We start from the raw sequence: 21,877 nt of genomic DNA, 5'->3' as shown, positions 1-21,877 counted from the left end.
CTCAGCAAAAAAAGACTCGTCAACCAACTAACCCAAAATCGTAAAAGAGGACAACGTAGAGTTAATTGAGTAAAACTCGAAAAAAACGAAGCCGAAGAAGGCGCTCGTCGGTTACTTTATCTTTTGGAGAAGAAGCAAGGACGTAGCACTAAAGAAGAACATAAACGTCGACGGCAAGAAGAAGTTACCGAGCGAGTTCTCGATTGAGTCATGGTTAAAGTACCCAGTGACAAAGGGGACGTCCCCTATTATTCTTCTAGAAATACAGAAGTCCTAATACATTCGGTTTAACCGAGTCTAGCTAACATCTTCCTAATCCTAGACGAACTAAAAGTCCACTTCTTTTTGGTTCACGAGGCGACAGATAAAAACTAACATACCGTCGTAGTTCAGAAAATAAATATTCCCGCTTGAGTAGTCTCCATTCTATAAGACAATCCAAGAGAAAACTTTAACTGTATCTAGACATAGGAGAATGTGGTATAATTTTAATATATGCTATAACAAGTTATTTAGTGGTCTTTGTTCACCGAATGTTTCTCGTGCAATTTATGATATCGACTAACAAAGGAAAACGTTTCCCCGAAAACTCAATGAAAAGCTTAAAAAATGGCGATTATACCCTCGTACTACTCTTTAGCCGAGTACTAAAAAAAGAAAATTTATCCCAAGTGACGCAAACAGGTCCTCTCAAACATTTTCTGTCACTGAAAGTCTCACACCCTAATTAAGTATTGCAGATCCCAGTGATCTTATTATAAGGCGTAGTAGGTTTCATCGCACATTAAAATCTAGAAGAAAACGTTTACGGGTTATTATATTTACTGGTGCAACTGAAAGATATTTGCTATTGTTTCAAACAAAATTACATGACCGAACCAATAGCTAGGTCAACGTTTACCTTCACTAAGGAAAACGTGAACAACATTTGTTTTTTGGTTTACTTACTAGGGTATGGAGCGGTTATCACGTCTATTATGACGGATTATGTATCCGTTCTTATGCATAATGTCCTAGATTTTACCATTCCCGATACGCGTGTCTCTTTCTTTATTTTAGGTTTTATCCGTTTTATTTCTCTAAAAAGTAATTAACATTATCACCTTCCGTGTTCCGTGCTTGGCATAATTATGTCTCTAACTCGTTACCTAATAGTCTTTTCACAGGCTTACCGGTCCATTTTGGTATTTCACCACTATTAGATTTTAACCGCTAATTTAATAGACTACCACCAGAACAACGTTTCTTCTCATTATTAAGAGGATATCGTGACTATAACGGTCCTTATCGTTCGTAAAATCACTCATCTAAACATTACGGTGCCTTACCATGTACTTATTTATCCCGTGATTGAAGCTGTTTACCTTACCACTCATCCCGATCTCATTTTAGTCGTCTACGACGTTATTAAACAAACGACTTTGAGAATTTTTCCTCAGGCGAAAAAAAGGTTGGCAATTCTTTTGGGAGTACTTTAGGTATTACTATAGGAAGTTTTTTACCGCGTTATGTGTTGAAAGGATTTCACTGTTGCGAAAACGTTTTGGTAAATGTCCATGGTTCTTTGGTTAGTAGTGGTCCTACGTATTACCATAGTATTTAGCGGCGCGGTGGAAAAGGTGGATTTCGCCGTATTAACCACATTCCTTTTAGGGGGTAAAGTACCGGATTACTACCTTAATGAAATCAATTAGGTATTGGGTCCGATTCACGATTACTTCGTTATTAACGTTAGAGGCGACCTAGAAGAAACTCCCATAATTTGCGAAGTTGTTTTTTAAATAGGTCTAAAGGTGGCCGATGCTGTGAAACGGTCATCCAGTAACTACGTCTTTAGCGAAGTCTCTAACAGGGTACTGAGTAGGTCACTCGATTAAAAACACACCCAAGTTAAGGACGTTAATTTGGTACATTCACATTAAACCAATTTTAACTAAATTCTTTGAGACCTCGTTCATGACGTGGTGGCGGCATTCATATACGACGGTAACGATTTCATGGCTAGTTACCTAAAACGAGTGAATGTAGCTACTTTTTCGACCGCTATACAGCATAATAAAGATTCTTGGCTACTGTGCCTAATAGTATTCGTCCCACCGAACCACCTACTAACCCAGCTCGTTACTATATTCCCGACTACGATTAGACGAGAAATTACTTAAGAAGGTTTCAAACCGGTAATCGATTTTCTGGAAATAAAAGGTTTCGATTAGAATCACTTAAGGAATGAAACGACAAAAACGAAACAACAAGAAATTCGAGTAGCCTAAAACCTTACACACACAGTACTTATACTAACTTTTTTAGTAGTGCATCTAGTACCTATTATTTCACCGCGTATGAAAACATCTTAAATACTTTTTTGGACCCCTATGCACTTTATTTGCGTAGTTCAGACTCTGATTGAGCGAGACCATTCATCTCTACTGCAAATGACTAAACAGGATTTCATATATTTAGGACTGGAAGACCGTTTCCCATCTTCTCGGGTAGTACTTGTTTTATCGCATTAGAGTAATAAAACAAAAGGACGGACTAATCCTATTCGAGAAGTAGTCGTTATTAATAGCTTGATGGTACACCATCAGATGACTAGTAAAATAGGCGAAAAAAACCCAAAACTCGTTCATATCCAAACGACCACGACAACTACGCAAACGACTAATCCCAAACATTTAGCCTCATTGGAAAAACACCTTTAGGAACATCGAATATCATCCCACACTAAAAGCAATATCAGTCTGGCAGATTAGCAACATGATGAAGACAAAACACAAGGCCAAAGCATAGATAACGATCTATTAACTAGGTTAGTACCGGTAGAGCGGTATTAAATAATTTTTTACGGCGATCAACACGTTTAGCTAAACGTCCCTATAACGAGTCCAAACGACGTCCTCTATTAAACATTATCAGTGATTAGCGAGAATTACGTAGTAGGTTTAGAAACGACGATACGGGATATACTTCGAGCGATAGGGTGTGGTCCGTACCAACAAAAAGAAGTACTAAAAAATGTTGTACCGATTTCAGGTAAACTAGAACAGCGCTGTGTCTTATCTGTGCTAATTTTCTTATTACAACACGGTAAAATACTCGAAGTATTTCATACAAAGGGTTCCACGGAAGCCTATAGTCACCACTTCAACGATTGTTCGCCAAAACTAGCCTTGTTATCGGCTATTAAAACTAGTGAACAAAAGAGTCACGAAGTACCGGAAGCACTAGGACTGACCAATTAGAGGCGAGAGAAAAATCGTTAAAAAAATTTCTTAGTTACGTAAGTAATCGTTCGTCGTCAAAAACAAGAACACGTCTTCACTCACCGACCGACATTGAACGACGTGCATACGCCATCGCTACTTAAAATGATTATTGTAAACGATGATTACTTCTTCTCGCTAGAGGACCTTCGTCAACTTAATGGAGACGGAACATCCATTTATTGTAGTCGACGTGACAAAAAAATAGTACTAACCGCTAATTCGCGTCGGATAGAGGGGGACCTTCCTCCATAAGGTATAATATTACTGGCATATGATGACAAGGACGAAGCGACGATTTACCTGAAGGACAATACCATCCGTCACGAACTACCGATCTCCCACATTACCGATTCCCTTGCTATTCAACTCACACCGGAAAGCTACAATGTTTTATTCTGTAACCTTGATAGGAAACAAGTGTATGACGTGTCCTATGAACCAAAAAACCACTTTATAGTTCATCTTTGTGATGTTTAGACCTATAAAATATCACAGTGACTATTTTACAAAATTTTTATTTGTCCTTATATAAAATTACTAATCAATAACACCAATATAGCGAAATCAACCGTCCGGATTACATCCATTTAGTTGTGAAGAATTAACGTAATACGTCGTTTTTCATTCATAATGGAGTTCTTTCGGTGTTTGTTGAGCCGTGTCATAAAACCCCTATGCATGACTTCCACTAATAGTTAAACAAATACATCTATGGGGACCTTAAGTGGTCCCTTGATTTTTTCGTTACTTAGCGTACTACTTATTTTGACGCTAATCGCAGAACGCACTACAACTACATTAACGAAAAAATCAACTACCTTGCGTAACCGTTCTTCTTCTACTTATGCAAAACTTAAATCATTTTGTTCGGTTTCATGGAACATAAGATCAGCACTTATTTCACCTATTTTAACTACTATTTCGAGTCAACAATGGGACCTATCTCGTTTATTCAGTTTTTGTACTTAAACGTCGTTAATAAGGTTATAGTCGTTTTTGTCCCCATGTCCAGCTACTTAACGTTCTTTTTAACGTCTTAATAAACGGACTCCCCGGAGTAAATAAAGGTCTACTAGTTAACTGGCTAGCCGGGTATTTTAAGAATACACGCCTTAATGACGCACTTTTTTAAAAGGCGAAAACGCCTGTTCTTAATGGAATAAGACAATGACATCTGTAACTTAGTATATTCCTACTTCCGCGCGAGCATGCATAAGTGCGTGACTAAGAGCAGCTATTTCTGTTAGTGTTTGCTTACTAGTAACCACTATTCCCTGTTTTTAATTTCCTTTACCGTTGCTTACGCGCTCACCTATACCTTTTTGACAATCCATTCTTTCATAAGAATGTCACGACCACATTCCATTTTAGTCCGACCAGCCTACTGCTCGCATATAATTTTGTTAATCCAATACTGTTGATCCTGTTATCGTCGAACCAAAAATGTGTTTGTTACCAGACCCCTATGGTCACGGGTTCAGTCAAAAAAATGTGCACTCGATCCTCAATATGTTACGGAAATGTTCCCGCCCGCATGGGGATTTTTCGTTCGGGAAAACGTTGGAAAATGAGGCAATACCTAGTTAGAACAGCTCGCGGCACTCGCTATAATACGTGTTTGACAACTTTCATGGAGCGGTAGTGAAGTTGATAGTCCGCCGAGTGAAAAGCGTCCAAATATATATTTGCTTTAAGAAATAATACGCGATTCAGCGTTAATAAGACTGAGCTGTAATAAACTACGAATAAACAAATGAAATTTACCGGAATGCAACCGTTTCCTTGCTAATCAATAACTTCGGAATAATTCCGCAAAACTCACCCGAAATGAAGTACGTACACCAATAAGGAAAAGTAATTGTGTCCTTCGCTCTTGTCGTTTAAACTAACAGGGACTAAGCACAATGGTTAAACAGCGTCCGCTTCCAAAATAAGGACCGTCGTTCCCTTAAGGCCCCCTCGTATAAGAACGAAACCGTGTTTTATTGAATTTACTCCAGGAGATAGAATTTAGTCGTTTTTACTAATACGCAGTTCGCTATCTAGTAGAAGACCCACCTGCTCTCTAATTCTGTTCCCGAAACATAGAACGGCTTCACTTTATTTCTCAACCTCCGTCCTCAAACTAACGTACCTAAAAATGACGTAAATTGACTAGATTGCTTATAAATACAAAAGTTCGTTGAACTCAAATCCGGTCTTACCTGAAATATGAGAAATAAAATACACATTCCACATCTTACTTCTTCGGTTATGATAACCCACAGTTATAACTAGTATATCGATGACACGCTGTCCGTGCACCATGGGCAATAGGACTAGGACAGGTTCGTCGATACCTACGCCTCCTTCGTCCACGACTACCATAATGAGACGTATACTCTCTTCTAGATTCTGTATAAGTTCGAGCACTACACGCAAACTAATTTGTTCAGAACGTTTGTGCTTACTTAGAACTTAACCGTCAATGGCTACGGTACGAACTAAAACGTCTTCTTTAAAGTGGGCTCGTATGAACAAACCAAGGTCTTTTTGCACTCCTTAATTGGTGTCTTCCCCCCGACCTACATTATTGCGTGGTCTTTAGTCATCTTGTACGTCACGCTGCGAACGTTAGGTACCCATCACTCCATAGAAATAAATAACTGGGTCTAGTACACGTCTAATTTCGACGTCGTCTATAACCACGGGGACACTAACTTAACGTATGACCAACAATACGACTACGATGACTACAACTCGTCGTCGTCATACTTAATCGCGCTTAATTTTTGCGACGCCTCATACGTCGGTCAAATTTAAACTAACAATTACGTCCAGTACCAGAATTAATAGTATTACATGTTGGATATCGCAGATATTTTCTTAATGTACTTGAATTGTATCCGGTACGTTAATAACGGGCTCGAAATAAAACACCATACTTTCTCCGTCATTCTGTGTACGCAGTTGATTACGTCCTTCGTTCTGAAATACAGTTGTAGACTGCAGTAACAATAAGCATAATGACCCCTAAGTCCGCTACCACACGTTAATCACCCCCTTGTTGAGTGGTAATCACGCCGTGAATGGCCAGCACTACACGCCTGAAATGGACTAAAAGGACGTCTTTAAGCCCGGGGGCGTCCATGACATCCCCCTCAAAGACCAAAAGTTGACCGCTACCGGCTCGTACGATAAAAATGGCGCCCACTTAGCGAACTACACGAACAACGTAATTTAGGTCGGCGTAATTTTTTAAGGGACGTTGTAGACTTAGTTCCGCCAAATGACTAATAGTTACTTCTGTCAATAGTCCTTTTTCTAACCGTTTTTCGCCCTTACCTATTCTCAAAAGAGCTATTAACACGGCTTGTAATAGTTTAACAAAGTAAAGGAAATTAGTGGGTTTGGAACGTTCGGCATAGAAGCGAACTAAACTGATTTGGAGTTCGATGTTTTTGGTTTTTGAAAATACAAAACCCAAACCAAAATACCAATAAACTAAACGGTTGACGACGTACGCTTCGCAAATAACGATTTTTTAAGTTTCGCTTACGACAACAACGATTTCGGTTAGTTAACCGAAATAATCGGCCTATGTTAATACGTTACTGAAATCTCAATTGAGCGGCTCTAATATACGATCCACTTCAATTAGCTCCACGCCCTCTTATAGCCGTTTAATGTCCACAACTTCGTCATCCAAATCGTGAACGATGGGACCGATGAAGGTGTGTTCATGGTTACAATCAAAGCCCCATAGGCTAATGCGGAAGAAGTCGTTAGGAGGTACTTACACGTGCTAATAGACTAAAACCTCACGTTGAAGAAGTTCGGCTTCTACTTTAACGACGCTAGACACGAACATAACCTCGACGTATACCACCCTCTAACCGAAATTGATGTTGAAGTCCTGGACCTAATCTAGATTTTTCACTTTCAAATCCAGACCGGCATCACCGACTTAATGGAAATCAGAACGAACTACAAGTTGCGCGTCCGCGAAGATGGCCAAATGGTTGCTTTTGTTCAGTTTCACTAAATGCTGTCCGTGAAATACCTGCAGTACCACTTCGTGGGAACGGCCATAATCGGCGCGTTAGACGGCGTCTAACAAAATTATGCCAAAATCTTCGTAAAATAAATCGCTAATTCATATACTGAGGTCATTAACATAATAACCTACGAATAGACCGTTTACGACGACTCGGAACCTTTTAAGGACTCCATAGAAGAAATTTTAATGGCGTTTAACTTAAATTGGCAAAAGGTTTTGGTAAATGAGCCCTACTCAAAAATTCAGCTTCAACCTTATTCGGTCCCTGAGGCCCCATGTAAGTAGTTAACCCCCCGAACCTTTTTGTTCCACTTCTACCGGCACAGTCGATACTACGCCTTTTAGTGGTTTTTTACCATGTAAATGCAGTCGTCTTTTAGTTACCTTAACGCGTCCTCATATGCGGGAACTGGCAACTTCCCCTACGATTACGTGGTTAGTAAAATTAACCGACCCCGTCATGCATACCGTCAAATTTCAGTCGTCAAAACGTTACAAACCTTGTTCCCCACCGCTAGCGAATGCACGTAAATGCAGTAGACTTAGGTAACGGATTACTAAATCCGGGATAAAACTTTTTTATGCTATTCCATAAACAGCGGCTTAATTTGAGACCTGTTAATACGGTTCAATAAGCGCGATGAATAAACCAACTACGTGTTCATTAATCAGTTAGCTTACCGGTCGGAAAATGACAGTCAGTAGACCACTTGTAATATTTTCGCCTTCGATTGATACTTGTTGTTGATATTTGCGCTTCTAAAACGATTACGTTTACTTCAAGCGACCACAGGTCCGACACCACTAATACGTTAAAACTACCGGAACGTTTTTTACAACGGACTAAACCCCAATGGTGGTCTTGTCGTACAGAAATAAAGGCCTTATCCAACACGTCCGGCTAACGGAATAATGTACTTGTGAATACCGAAAGTATGGTAAGTACCAGCTCGTTGACGCCAACGTTGTCCTAATTTTCGCGACTCCCTACTAGACACACACACCCATTAATGACCTCTACCCCTACGAAATTCATAACCACCATTAGTAGACTAGGTATAAAATGCGGCATTACATTTGCACTTATAAAATAATAAATTATTAGTCCATATACCTAATTGATTTCCTGTTAAAAGTGGATGAAGTGTCTTTCCGGTTCACTGATTTTGGAGCGGTTCTCCCCACCGATTACTTGGTCACTTAGGTGAATGAAACCGAAATCGACGCCCACGATCAAAATATCGAGCTCGTCATCTGTTTCTGGGGTAAGTAAACCCTTGGTATAATTTCTTTCGCGTCCTTGTGGTTCCGACAAGAAAACACCTTTAAATAGTCCTAACATTATAAAAGTTAGTACCACGAAAACTGCTCAAACGCGAATTTTCGTTAGCGCGGCTCTTGTGCCACTATAACCTTCTTCCTGTTGGAAACGAAATACCACGCGTTTTTCTCTTTCGTAACGTACATTTCCCTCTTCTCAAGTGGTCGCAAAGACGTCTTCTACAGCCATAAATAGCTGTACTAGGTTCATTGAAACGACACCGCTACGCTGAACGAAGAAATAGAAAAGGACTAATAGGTCAAGGAAACCCACACATAATAGTTTTTTGAGCCCTAAACAAATGAGATGGAGTTCTTCATTTTTTCTGACGTTTACTGAATGGACTAGATAAGTCCCGTTTTCGGTGAACCGTTGTCTCAATTCGAGTATCGAACCTACTTCCGTGTTCTGCATGGGGCCCTTAAATAATGCCTTAGAAGATGCGTAGAGACTTTTGGTCAGATAAAGATAAGTTTGCAGGGCACCAAACTAGGACTCTCTACCAGTGAAAAAACCTGGTAGAAAGTCCGTATTTCGCGCTTTGCATCTGATTACTTCGTTAACAGTTGTCTAGAATTATAGTACTCGTCAATAAAATTATTGTCGGTTGTGAGACATTCGTCGAGACAAAGTCGGTGAAGTACCAGTTTCAACATTATCGTTTTATATGTCCCATTCAGTGGATTGACAAGTGGGCTTAATCCATTGGTCAGTGCTATATTTGATATCTGTCACAGGGGTTACCGTAGAGCACTTGGGAATACATGACGGTGTCGTATTGCAGGACGTCCCTCTATGAAAAGTTACTATACGGGAAGTTAAAAATAAACGAGACCATGTCATTAAGGATTCAGTTTTGCTTTTAGACGTCCTAACCAATGAAAGCCCAGCAGTATTCGTTTAGGTTTGCGAAGGGGACGAAAACCAAAATCCAAATAACTAACTCTAAAACGGGTTACTTAATTGAATAACTGTGAGAGCGGGTTACAACGTCCACTTGGAGCTACAAGTTTATGGCGGTTTGCAAAGCGACCATATAGAAACTAATTATGTAAGTACAACTATAATGGAACAAAGCCGTTTTTTATGCCACCTAAAAGGGTTCTTGGGGTTAAACTTACGTTAGATTTAAGTGAACCCGAGTCTGGTGTTCGAACAAATTTGTGTGCTCATTTCCGAAGTACCCTAAGCTTAGGGCGTAAATAACGTTAAAGTTCTTACCAAAATAGGAATAATTGTTAATTAACTACCCGACGGGCAAAATCCGCTTCGGTTGCTTATATGACAACATCACTATCTGGACATATTCGTCATTTATTTGCTACTTTTACTATAAATCTTTTCGTCCGTTAGAACGAATTAACGTGGTTTAGTTCGAAAAGTAGTTCTACAAACGGTTATTTGAGTTAATGAAAAAGATTAACCATGAATATTAAGTATGAAAAGAGTTGAAATTCAGTAGTTAAATAAATGTGTTCATTACGATAGCATAAAACCTTTCTTACGAAACTGGTAAAAACGATTGAACTTGTTTGTTCTTTAACCACTGTCCTTGCGAGCCCAATGTAAGGAAAAGTGGGTGCAAATATAACTTCGTCAAACGCTAAAGCCTGAATTGGATCGGTGATTTTTTTTAGGGCCGTTTTTGAATTGGCCCTAAGTCCATCTCCTCTTGCTATTGATCAGCGCCGGACTTTTACGTGAATCATATAACTCGTTCGACTGCTTGTTCAATATTTAACTATGTTTTTCCGGATGACATCGGCTTTACATTAAGCAAAGTGGAAGTACTTATTAACGTGAGCAAACGTACTCTTAATTAGGACTTCTTTATTCATATTTTTATCGACTTTACTGATTAACATTCCGCCCGTAGACTTACTTTTAAGGACGATAGTAACGATTATTTCGTTGGTAATGTGGTTGTTTTTCTTTAGGTGGATTCTTTGATTTCAGAAAAAATCAGCAATTACGCATTGGCCTATTACGTTTCTTTTACTAGGGACATGGTGGATTCCGTCAACGTTAATAAACACCCGGCAATCATTTCACCGACTATATTTTTAATTCGTGTCCTGGATTCCATATTGGGTCCTTAGGTCACTTCCGTTTTTGTGACTGATCAGGGGTTTGCGATAAAGCATTACGAACTCAGTTTTTGTAATTTGGTATTTGCGGCTGATAGTAGTCTTATCCCAAGTATCCCGCACGCGGTGAACATTCTCTATTTTGACGGTATGGACGTGACTTGTTCTTACAGTCTGAATCATTATCTATCCACAATGCGTCATGAAATAACGAGCTTTCGCGTCTAAGTACCGAAGCGCATTCATATCACTGTAATAAAGCCAAGTAACAAATCTCGAGGAGATAAAAATATAATTCAGATCGTATAGATACCCCGTCAAAGGGTATAAAGTTCAAATTTTGCTTAATAAAAACAAAACTCCAAGATGTCATGATATCATCATAATATTTATTTAAAACTATCTTGTTCATCTCACCAATAACGGCAAGACTAATAGCATTTGTCCTTCTCAAGCATCCGTAGGCCCAATTGGCTAAGTATAGTGATTAGTCCCAAACCGCCACGCGGTATATGAGTCCAATACCTTTTTAAAGCTGTAAAAACTACAGGATTTAAAATCCTAAATAATACCGTGCCCGTCGTAATCATGTTTACCAAAGAAGTCGTCTACAGCGACTGTTGAACGTTGTTCATCTTTTTAATTACTAGGTGCGAGCACTTCTCGTTCGACTCGATCATCATAACGGACTTTTAAAACGCAAGTACCCTAAAGTACTTTGTCTATTTAATGTCTAACCGCTTCACATACCTCTGCCAGGGTAGGTTGTTTTTTACTCAGTTAACCGTTTTTTTAATCCAAACACCCATTAACGGCCCTGATATGGAGAATTTTCAAGTCCAAGGTTTCATGCGCGGTCAACGGACCATATACTACGTGTTCCGTTCACACATCGAGCAATACTATTCTAAGTAAATAAACTACACTTGCAGAGTAGTTTACTTCGTATGGTTCTCAGTTACAGGTAACTTGCGCCCGTACTCGACCGAGAACAACTGTGAGGTCAACCTTTTTATCCTAATTGCCAAACAATACTACATGCAAAGGGTCTCGACATAGTTGTCAACTACAACGTTCCTCGCGTCAATAAATGCCAAGGAAGACGTAAATGCTGGTAGTGTCCACACCGCGTGACCCTCCATAATAATGATCGTTCTCGGTATCTTTTAAATACAATGCAGAACCGTCGTTTAGTTCCCCCCTCTGTACTTTTACCTGCTTCATGAAAACCAGTATCGTACTAACAACTAGGAACCCCTTTTCATGAAAGAGTTTTTCTTTACCCATGACCTCATCACTGTCGTCTATAACTAAATCTTTTAGTTTCCCTTTATGCGGCTTTTAAGGGGACATATCTTGTAGTACATAATTTGAATATTTCATCTATGATAAAAAACTATTGTTTTTGGTTATCTGTGATAAAAATAAATAAATTCCATTAATTTACTGTCTTCGGGAATGATGTCGTTTTTTCTAAAATGATCGAGGACGTCGTGACCTACTTTGCCCATATCTTTTTAATAAATTTTGCTACTACGTAGTAGTATAACTACTACGTCTAGAAATAAAAGTTTCAACGTCAATACTTAGAACCATAAACCTTCTAAGCCATCACTTTTCGCCCTCGATAAGGGATCTATCTCCTCATCCCTAAGCGCGCCAATCACCACTATTTTGTCCTAAACGAATAACACTACTGTAAAATAATGGAAGTTACAACGCTCGACGGCTACGTCGTGCAAGATAACGTGACTGACCGAGGTTTGGTTGAGTTAGGTAGGTCCATTTTCCTCGCCGACATTCAGCGATGGTTCCAAATTTAGGTTAACTCCCGTACTCGTTCGTTCTTTTTTAACGAAATAATCTTCGTTAACTATTTCTTCGAGCAGCTTAACTAGGAGCACATTAAGTCCAATTACGAAGTAATTCGCCGACGATACTTCAACACTACCAACGACCTTACGTGCCTGTCTACTAGCGACTACAATCTGGCGACCACTCATAGTTGCATTCGCAATAGCATCTTCTGTTTTTACCTTCTTCCCTTAGACGTGCGAGACCACCGCCACCGTCCCATGGAATAAGAATGAAAGTACTTTTTCTTTTACGGAATTCAATACGAGCACTTCGCCATGCACTCCGAAACTAATTAGACCTTCGTGTTGGACGTGGTCGTCCTTGTTACGGACACCAAAACCCAGGCCCCACCGGCCCACAAAATAACGTACTTCGACATCCTGTACCAAACCTTCCTCTAAAATTAGCGTTTCCTAATAGACGTAAAAGACCGGCATAACCAGTTGTTCAGCGTCGTGGTCCTCAATGACATCAACTACTACCATGAAACTTTCTGTCTGCACCAAGGTATTGGTATCTACTACTCCCTTGAGGTAGAGTCACGTGGTGGAACTAACTCTTACCACAAAACCACTTAATGTACGTTCTGTTTGATTTGCGGTTTAACTACCCATACTTTAGATGCCCATTGACAGCAGCACTCAGAATACGTGTACATGGATACGGGTCCTACTGATTATGGATATACAACCGTCCTGTCGTACTGGGACTTCTTTAATAAGCAAGACATGTTGCACCAAATATGCGTCAATTAAAACCACCACCAGTTCAACTATAATGGAGTCCGGTTAAACATAAAAGACGTTCGCTTCGTATAGAGTAACTCTTACCTTTTTAATGACGTGGTCAGTTTCCCCGGTGTGACTAACCGTTACCTGGCCTACACTACTTTTTTTAGTCGTACTAACCTTTACTAAACCCTAACCTAGCCCCTTATCCACAAACGCCATTTCTGCCTGTTAGGCAAGGTCAGCCTCACCCTGTTGGATGAAACTTTTAGCTACGTAACTGTCATCCACCTTGTTCAATTTAGCCCAGAAATCGTCGGACCCACTTCACTTTCGCCTTGGGCCCAAAACGGTTCTCTTTAAGAGGGACCCAAGCCGAAACGGAAGTGCGGGATAAGTGACTTACCGAAATAAACCATGGAGAACGCGCGCTTATTATTTCGGACTGTATGACTACATACGATGTAAATTGGAGAGTTTGGTCGTCCTTATACTTGTGACTACCTCAACAACCTAACCCGAACGTGTCACGGAGGGTATGGTAATCAATGTCACATTCGATGCCATTTAGAACCTAGATGTCCTAATAACGAAACTATTGATGTTTACTACAAAGGGCTGCGTGACAATATTCATTGACTTAGTAATTGCATCAAATAATTTAATCGCCCTTGTAGAACTTGGCTCGGCCAACTTGCTTTCATATGAACGTCACAAACCCTATTATGCATAAGATGCGGTATCGGTGGATATATCAAAGGTTTTACTCAATGTCGCAAACCAGGAACTCATCGTCCCGTTATTTGTAATTATAGTATACGTCACCCTAGGCGGTAACGTTAAGGTCCTTGCTTTGAACTTTCGTTATTGTTACTCGAATTTCTTTTTAAGAATTAGTATTATCAAGGAAGATATAATTAATTTTTTACTACTGAACATAATATAACTGGTTAATCTAACAGTTAATTAACTAAACCCGACAGTTACTTTTGCTAGATCCCCAAATGGACTAACAGAATGTTTTTACCTTGTAGGTTAAAGAACGTCAATAAGTTGTTCCAGAGTTTTTAGTAAAGAGCGGTAAGGAACCGTGCAGTGATCCATAAAAAGAGAGGTAAATTAAACAATTCATTTCTCGACTAAAGTTTTTATGCGAGAAGACTTCTTCATGACAGGTCCAATTTTGCATTCGCGACACCAGGAAGGTAAACTATAGAAAACCGTACATGAACTTAATTTACTTAGTTTTGCGGTCCTAGTTATCTTCCAAAAAGTGATTTAAGGTCAAACGGAACGACACGAGGCCGTGAATAAAAAACTTATGGGTAAACAAGGCGAAAATTAAAATTAAGCCATTAGTTATTATCTACAAACTGAACAACACCATTATTTGGTTTAGCCAGTTAGTAGAGTTAAACATTTAGTACGTCGACAAGAAATGAAAAACGCAAGCGTTAAGCAAACATGTACTATTCAGCTAACACTTATAGCCCTTACATAAGAAGTCCTTATTACCGCGACTAAGCATTTAGCTAGAGTCCAGGAACCACGTAACCACGGCTATTAAGACCACAAAAAGGAAGAAAATTTAGTACGTGACGAAATAGTTCGTCAAGGTATTTATTTAATTTAGGTTAACGGACGTACAAGGGCGAAACAAGAAGAGGATTTTCAAGTGGACGGGGCGCTTAAAGGTATAGTACCCAACGGTCACACTTAGGGCGTGGGTCTAGAAGGTCACTATGTTAACGAAGGTTTGCAAACTGACGTAGCCGTCAATTATGAAAAAGTACCCCTCATTCGTTCATCCGTATACGGACCACTACTCTCGCTGGTTGCGCAGGTGCATTGACTACGTTAACCCGATTAGGTTTAAATAGGCGCGCTAGTTATTATTAACACAACCGACATCCTTATAGATATGGACAAAGTTACTAGCAACACGTCTGATTGTGTAATTTTGCCACCACTATTTTTAGTCTGTAATGGGCAAGATTGAGCGCAAGTGCGTAAACAGGTACCCGTGACGCCTAAAAACGAAGACCTTGATCACAAACGTTTAGGACTGTATAAGCAAGTTAACAAAGATGTAATAATACGTTCTTTTTTTGGACTGGCGGAGATTCTTAAAGAGAATCTTACCGGAGTGCCTACCACCACAGAAAGAAGAGAACGGTTTTCCAAAATTAACGGTCTGCAAACCGTCCTCCACATCAGTATTCCCTTTATAGGGACTAAGGTCGGTATCGGTATAAGTCACAAGAGCCCTAACCCCATCGTCAGTACCTATTTTATAGCTGTACTCAGGCGTCGCGAAACTATACAAGAAAAACAAACTGTGGTTTCGCTACAAGAAGTAGTTATTACTCTTCGGGATTTAAAAATTTTCGTTATAATGAGACCTTATTAAATACACAAGGATACTGATATAGTTGACAAGGACTAAAGTTCCGTCATTCTTGGCGGAGCCAAAGAAACAAACTTGCTTTCGCTCTTTCGTTGAGTTACAACTACCCCTTCAGTCGTTTGGCCAGAGCTTTACTAAGTTTTACAACAGGTCGGTTATCCCACCACCCACGGTCTTACGTCTGAACGAATAACGAAACGTGGCGTTATTTGCGTCGTGCGTAACGCTGAAGTCAAAACGGTTTTGGATGTAGGGGTGTTTAATTTGCTAGGTATCCAGAACCCCTGAAGTACAGGCAATACTAAACTAGCTAACGCACATTAACTAGCCCTCAGAGACATTTTCCCTTGCGCGACCGTTTAAATTGTATAAGTAACAATAGATAAACTATAACTATAGGACCAACGCGAAGAGCAAACCGCATCTCTAGGTCATTAAGCTAACGATGTAGTACTTAAAAAAGTTGCCGGAAGAAGAAAAGAAAAACGGTAACTAGTCTTGGCTCAAATACGTTACCTCGTACGAGTGATAGGTAGGGTCACATAGCCGATTATTCTACCTCACTCCAGTGTCCCTGTATATAAAATAGGAGTGGGCGTATCCATTCTTGATTTTTAAGTGACCTTTTCGGCGACCTAAGCTATACAACGTTAGGGACTATTGCAGGCTGTGGTTTGACATTTACCTGATGGCCTAGCGGTTGTGCATCGAGCCGGTATAGCGCCTATTAATTTAGCCCTAGTTAGCAGAAAACACAGGGAGCAGAAACTCCACACGAAACAAGAGGTTTATTAACTCTGAGTTGCTACTAACGCTATACTGAAACGAAATTAAGTGTAGGTATTTATTCCAGAGGTCACGACTACAACTCGCCTCGTCATAGTAATTATTTTAGCATGGTACTTCTAACATGAAATCGCCTTTACGGTGAACCAAACTCATTTAGTTCATTGTGAAGTGCAGCAGGTCGTGAAAGCTGGTGTTAATTTATCGCCGCACACCTTAGTCGTGTTATAAGTGCTTCAACTGAGTTTCCAAGGACCCAAAAGGACAGATATCCGTTGACCCCCGGTCCATTTTATAGTTTTAATTGATGTCGTGGAAAAAATAGACTTCCTAAAACCTTGTTCGCTTCAACAAGCATACATAAGCGAAACCAATTATTAAGTTAACCTAATTACTTTGTACGAAGTCCTCTATTTTATCCGGACGACTATAGTATAGCAGAAACAAGTTTCGCGAGTAAGTTGAGAACGGTCTTAACAAGACGTAATAAAACTTATAAAAGTTAGTTCGTTTGGAACCGTAAAAGACCATTTATCAGTTTTTTTCATTGCCAAAAAAGTTTTTTATTTCCATTTATTATAAGCTAGGGGCTTCCTTTGACTGGAAGTGACTAACGAAGTATTTATCCCGTGACCGATCCTAAAGGACCTTTATTAAGAGATTTTCGTGCAGCTTTCTCGTCAACCGAAACAAGTAAATTTCCTTTAAGAGCACGTCCATTGTGTAACTAAAGAAAATAAAAAAGATAACATGCAACGCAAAGCCATAGTTTGAGGGACTCTGAAAGTTAAAGTAGTAGTTTCTCAAGTTATGCTTTACCATTTGGTCTTGGGTACCCTATTTGTAGCTATTAACTTGGCGCATTCCGTTTGAGAGGTACAAGTTCATGAAATAATTGTGTTACTATTGGCCTAACAACATTGACTAATGCTTTTCGTCAATTTAGCTCGAAAACAGGAAGAAATTCGTAGTTTCGTATAACTAAGTTTTTAAGTCCGCCTGTATCGGATACGTAATCACATGAACGACTTCACTATTGTTAACGTAGTCAATGAACAACTTATGCTGAATTACATATATTGGCAAGTCTTTACTACAGGACTACACCGCTCTTAACTAGTATTCCTTCACAAAGGGTTAGTCCTTTTTTGTTATTAAGAACCCCCCATAACCCCAACTCTTTCTTTAAATTAAGGCGAACGTTGACTAAACGTGACTCTAACAGAACCCGTTAGTTATTGAATTAAGGTCCGCAAACAACCGTTATAAGTCGGTCCCGGTCACGATTCGACGAAGGTACCTCAACAGGGGTATAAACAAACCGGACACAGCCAAACATCTCATTCCACAACTACCCGTACCGAATTCGTTAGCCTAAATTTTTCACAGCTAATATGGAATACACAACAGAACCAAGTAGAATTTTAACGTCTAATAACTACTAACTAACCTATTTTTTAGTTAAAATTGTATTAGCGACGTGGTCCGAAGTTATTTATGACTTCCCTTCCTCTTTTCAAACAAGAGAAGTTTCCCTAATAAGCTTTTCGTACGTAAGACCAACTTTATTTAAATTAAGACAAAAAATTAATTGTACACAAAAATTTTGAAAGTTGAGCTCAGGAAAGAAAAAGGAGTAGAGGATAGGGTTCGGAAAGCGCTCAACGAACTTAAACTCGAAAGTACAGTCGTTTAAATGACCGATCTGCAGGACATCAAGGTAAATTAACAAGTAAAAGAAAACTTATAGAACAATGCTAACTTAGCTCCGTGAGTTCGCTACGAAGTTATAGACAGTAGCTGCTCCTCGGTAAGTAAAATAGGTAACGCATATGTTCAAGTAGTACCTTGCGAACTCGTTAGCGTCTGAACCGAACTCAATTCAGTAAAAACTTATGTAGAGATTTGTTAAAACAAAATCATGATAATTCTATAAGTAGTTCTCTTAACTATAATGAATAGTATTCACGAAATTGAACTACGTGTTATAGCTCACGTCCTTGAAGTACGGTATCTACGAATAGGGGGCGATTTACTTGAAAAAAACTATTTTCAGGTCTACGAAATGGCCCACGAGAAGCATTTATGTGAAACCAAAGACTTTATAGATGCGGTGCTAGTGAATTTATAAGATTTTTTGCACGGTGTCTTATGTTACTTCCGAATATTACAGGTGATATTCATAATTATGATTAATTAAATGGTAAAAAATAGAGGTAGAGAGGGCGACGATTATGTCCTCGTGGACGTAAGTAACTACTTACACGATCAAAAGATGCAACAAATAGGAGAACATGTGGATTTACAAGTTTACGTCTTTCGAGTGGTAAGCGCAAATTTCATTTGCGCTGTTTAGGACCAAACAACACCCGTTAATTAAGCCTCCTTAGTTTTTGGGCCGGAAAAAATACTTCATCCGGTAATACCTAAAGTTAGGCTATGAGACGAGAAACAAGACCACAATTTATCCATCATGGGGTCCTAGATAGTTAAACAAATCTCGGAACCAACTGTAGCTCATCAAGAGGGCGTAGTTTTCGAAAAACTTATAGACGCACACGTCTTTGAAATCTTTATCCACATCGGACATTCTGAGATAGCGAAAGTTTAACTATATAAGGTAAACTATCGTACCCTTACATCAAACCTAACAAAACAAAAAATGAAAGAGAAAGTAGGTAATTTAAAAAATCCTCGACCAATTCAGGTAAAAACAATCACCTTTTAAAGCATTATAGTTTTTGTATTTAGTATTTTAGCTCTCGAAATTCAGCTCGTAAAAATCTATTTTTAACTAATAATATTAGTCGGGTTCGGTCTAGCTCAGCAAAACGATCACAAGGAGAAGATGAACTTTTTATAAAGAATCCGTAAATCTCGGGAATTTTTATTTGATATATTAATTAATATCAAGCTTAACGGATCTAATAATACTCCACCTCCTGATTCTCGGGTGATGTATAGTCAGCAAAAGTCCGGTTAGTAATTAAAATTATAGCTTTACCAAATTATTTCGCTACTGAAGGCCCTTCCTTTTCGCACGAACAAACTAAGATAAAAGTAATCCTAACTAACATATCAACTACCGTAAACATTTTAGTCGTTTTAAATTTAAGCACACGTCTTTATCCGACAAATCGTCCAGCCTTAGGTGTTTCGAACGTACCGAATTTAACCGAAGGGACTTTAGTTATAGTACACGGAATGTAAGAAGGTGTTAGGTTAACCTTGCGGGGTCAGGTATTAATTAAGTCACTTACAAACTAATTATATTAAAAAAAGGCATTTACCACTTCAGTATATAAAAGAGATATATTCACTCCTCATATAAGTCAAAAGACATGGGTACAATGCTTTGAAAATCTAGAGTAAATACGTAGTAAACAACATAGGCAAAGTTACTCAAGGTTGAGTAGATTAAGCTACAGATGACTGAGTTAAAAAACCTTCGCGCTACATTAAAAAAATCGTCTTCATAAATGAAGTGACTGTAGAACTACACGGTTTAATTATACAAACCTCTCGAATAGGTAAGAAAAAAGTTTGGCAACCTTTAGTAGACGGTTTCGGACATCTACAAAAACATATTACACTTGAACAAACGCTCATCGTAGTAGAAACTCATGGCGAAATCGCCATCATTCATGACGGTAATTACATGAACCCCTTTGTTCGGTATGAAAATTAGAAACTCTATCGCTTTAATTCAGACCTATTAACCGTACCTAAAGACGTTTTTACCTAAGACGACCTTATTTGTAGTACCGCGGTAGTCATCAAAGTAACCCTTACTACATAAAAAGACGATACAGAAATTATACAAAAACTTATAGGACTGCTTTAACGACAACGTTGCTAAAGAAAAGCTGACTTGGACGTAGACATGATTAGTCAGCAACCATCCAAAGGTTTCCTTTAAATCGTAGTTATTGTTGTAATGGACATCCAAGTCCGTTTTTATTTTACGTTAGCCGTGCAAAGACTAACGAATTACATATGACGTAACGTTTTACTAACCCTCCTTAGTATAATGATTATTCACAACGGTCAACATGAAGTGGTTTTCGAGGAGCGCGAAAAAATAGCTGATTATGTAGAACGTTTGATTGATGTACTAAGCTATTAAGTCACTAAAAGAAAACGCGAAGTAGTTACTAGCAATTGGCAAAGTGATGTAGCTATTTCCATCTTCTTCAAAAAAGTTTCGGAAGTCAATTAAATACTAATTGAACAACCCAATTTGGTACCTCTACTAACGCTTAAAGAAGCCATTCGTCGACATTTACCCTCCAGTCCCTCGATCGTACAACAAACTTTGATACTGAGTAAACGAGGGCTTGTAGCCAGTAAACGAAAACCTGGCATAGTACCTAATCAACAACGCAGTAATTAACAGGAACCCGTTAAAACAGTGAATGTAGGTTCACGTGAACCACGTCAACGTACCATTTCCGGAGTTCTCAGAAAAGTAAATTGACAGATGAGTCAAAAAAAACGACTGAAACCAAATTGTTTTCGGTTTAATTCTAATTTTTAACTTCCCGATTTTGTGTACGATGCGGGAGTTCATTCCATTAACTTCTATTTTTAACGTAAGTAATCAGGTTTTCAACTGACTCAAATTAGCCAACTAGTATAACTATGTGACCAAAATTAACGGGTATTAGTCAGTCCACGTTTATTGGTTGTCTCTCGTCTAGGAGACGATTTACACGTCTTAACAGTTTTGATTTAAATTAATAAACGAAAGGACCAAGCTCGGTAACCCGTGAGACCCGACAAAGTTATCCTTATAAGAGAGGGAAACTCAAAAAGAACATATTTTGCGAAACATTTCGTATGGATGAACGACATCGTTGGAGATGGCATCGTCGATCTCAATTTCCTCGCCTACTTTAAAAGAACTACGATTGATCTGACCGTCTACCTTAACGTATCCTTTTTCGCCGCGCAGGTCACGCTACATACTCCGATAACAGTGATTCAAGCGTGTTATGTAGTTGTAGCTATATGGTTAAATGAGGTCCTCGTGAGAGTAGTCTCCTATTTTCCCGCGACCGGACCTTAACCAACGCGAAATGAAAAAAATTAAATTCTCCCTAACAGACCAATAGTCCCGGATAATTCCTTCGTAACTATAGTAGACGTCCTATCCTACAATATAATAGGAAATTACATTACTCACGCAATTTAACTAGAGGTATAACTATAACGTTACGTCTGCCGAGCTAAACATTTATTTAGTTTCTCATAAAAAGTTTTTGTATTTAATCTATTAATAGACGAAGTAAACGTCTTAGACAACACAACGAAAACTAATACTTTAATGGTCGAGGATTAAGACCAAACTAAACGTCGTACCGGACTACACTAGGCTAAGAGTCGC

1 protein-coding gene is annotated in these 21,877 nt (G+C 39.0%); it reads left to right on the top strand.

Annotation, left to right across the window (positions count from 1 at the left end; all coding sequences use genetic code 11):
- Positions 1-15,303: 15,303 nt before the first annotated feature.
- A complete protein-coding gene (locus DGG96_RS14490; protein WP_110143368.1) occupies positions 15,304-15,708 on the top strand; it encodes a hypothetical protein in 405 nt (134 codons plus the stop codon).
- Positions 15,709-21,877 lie beyond the last annotated feature (6,169 nt).

The organism is Legionella qingyii (assembly GCF_003184185.1).
This window is presented reverse-complemented; position numbering and strand designations above follow the sequence as displayed.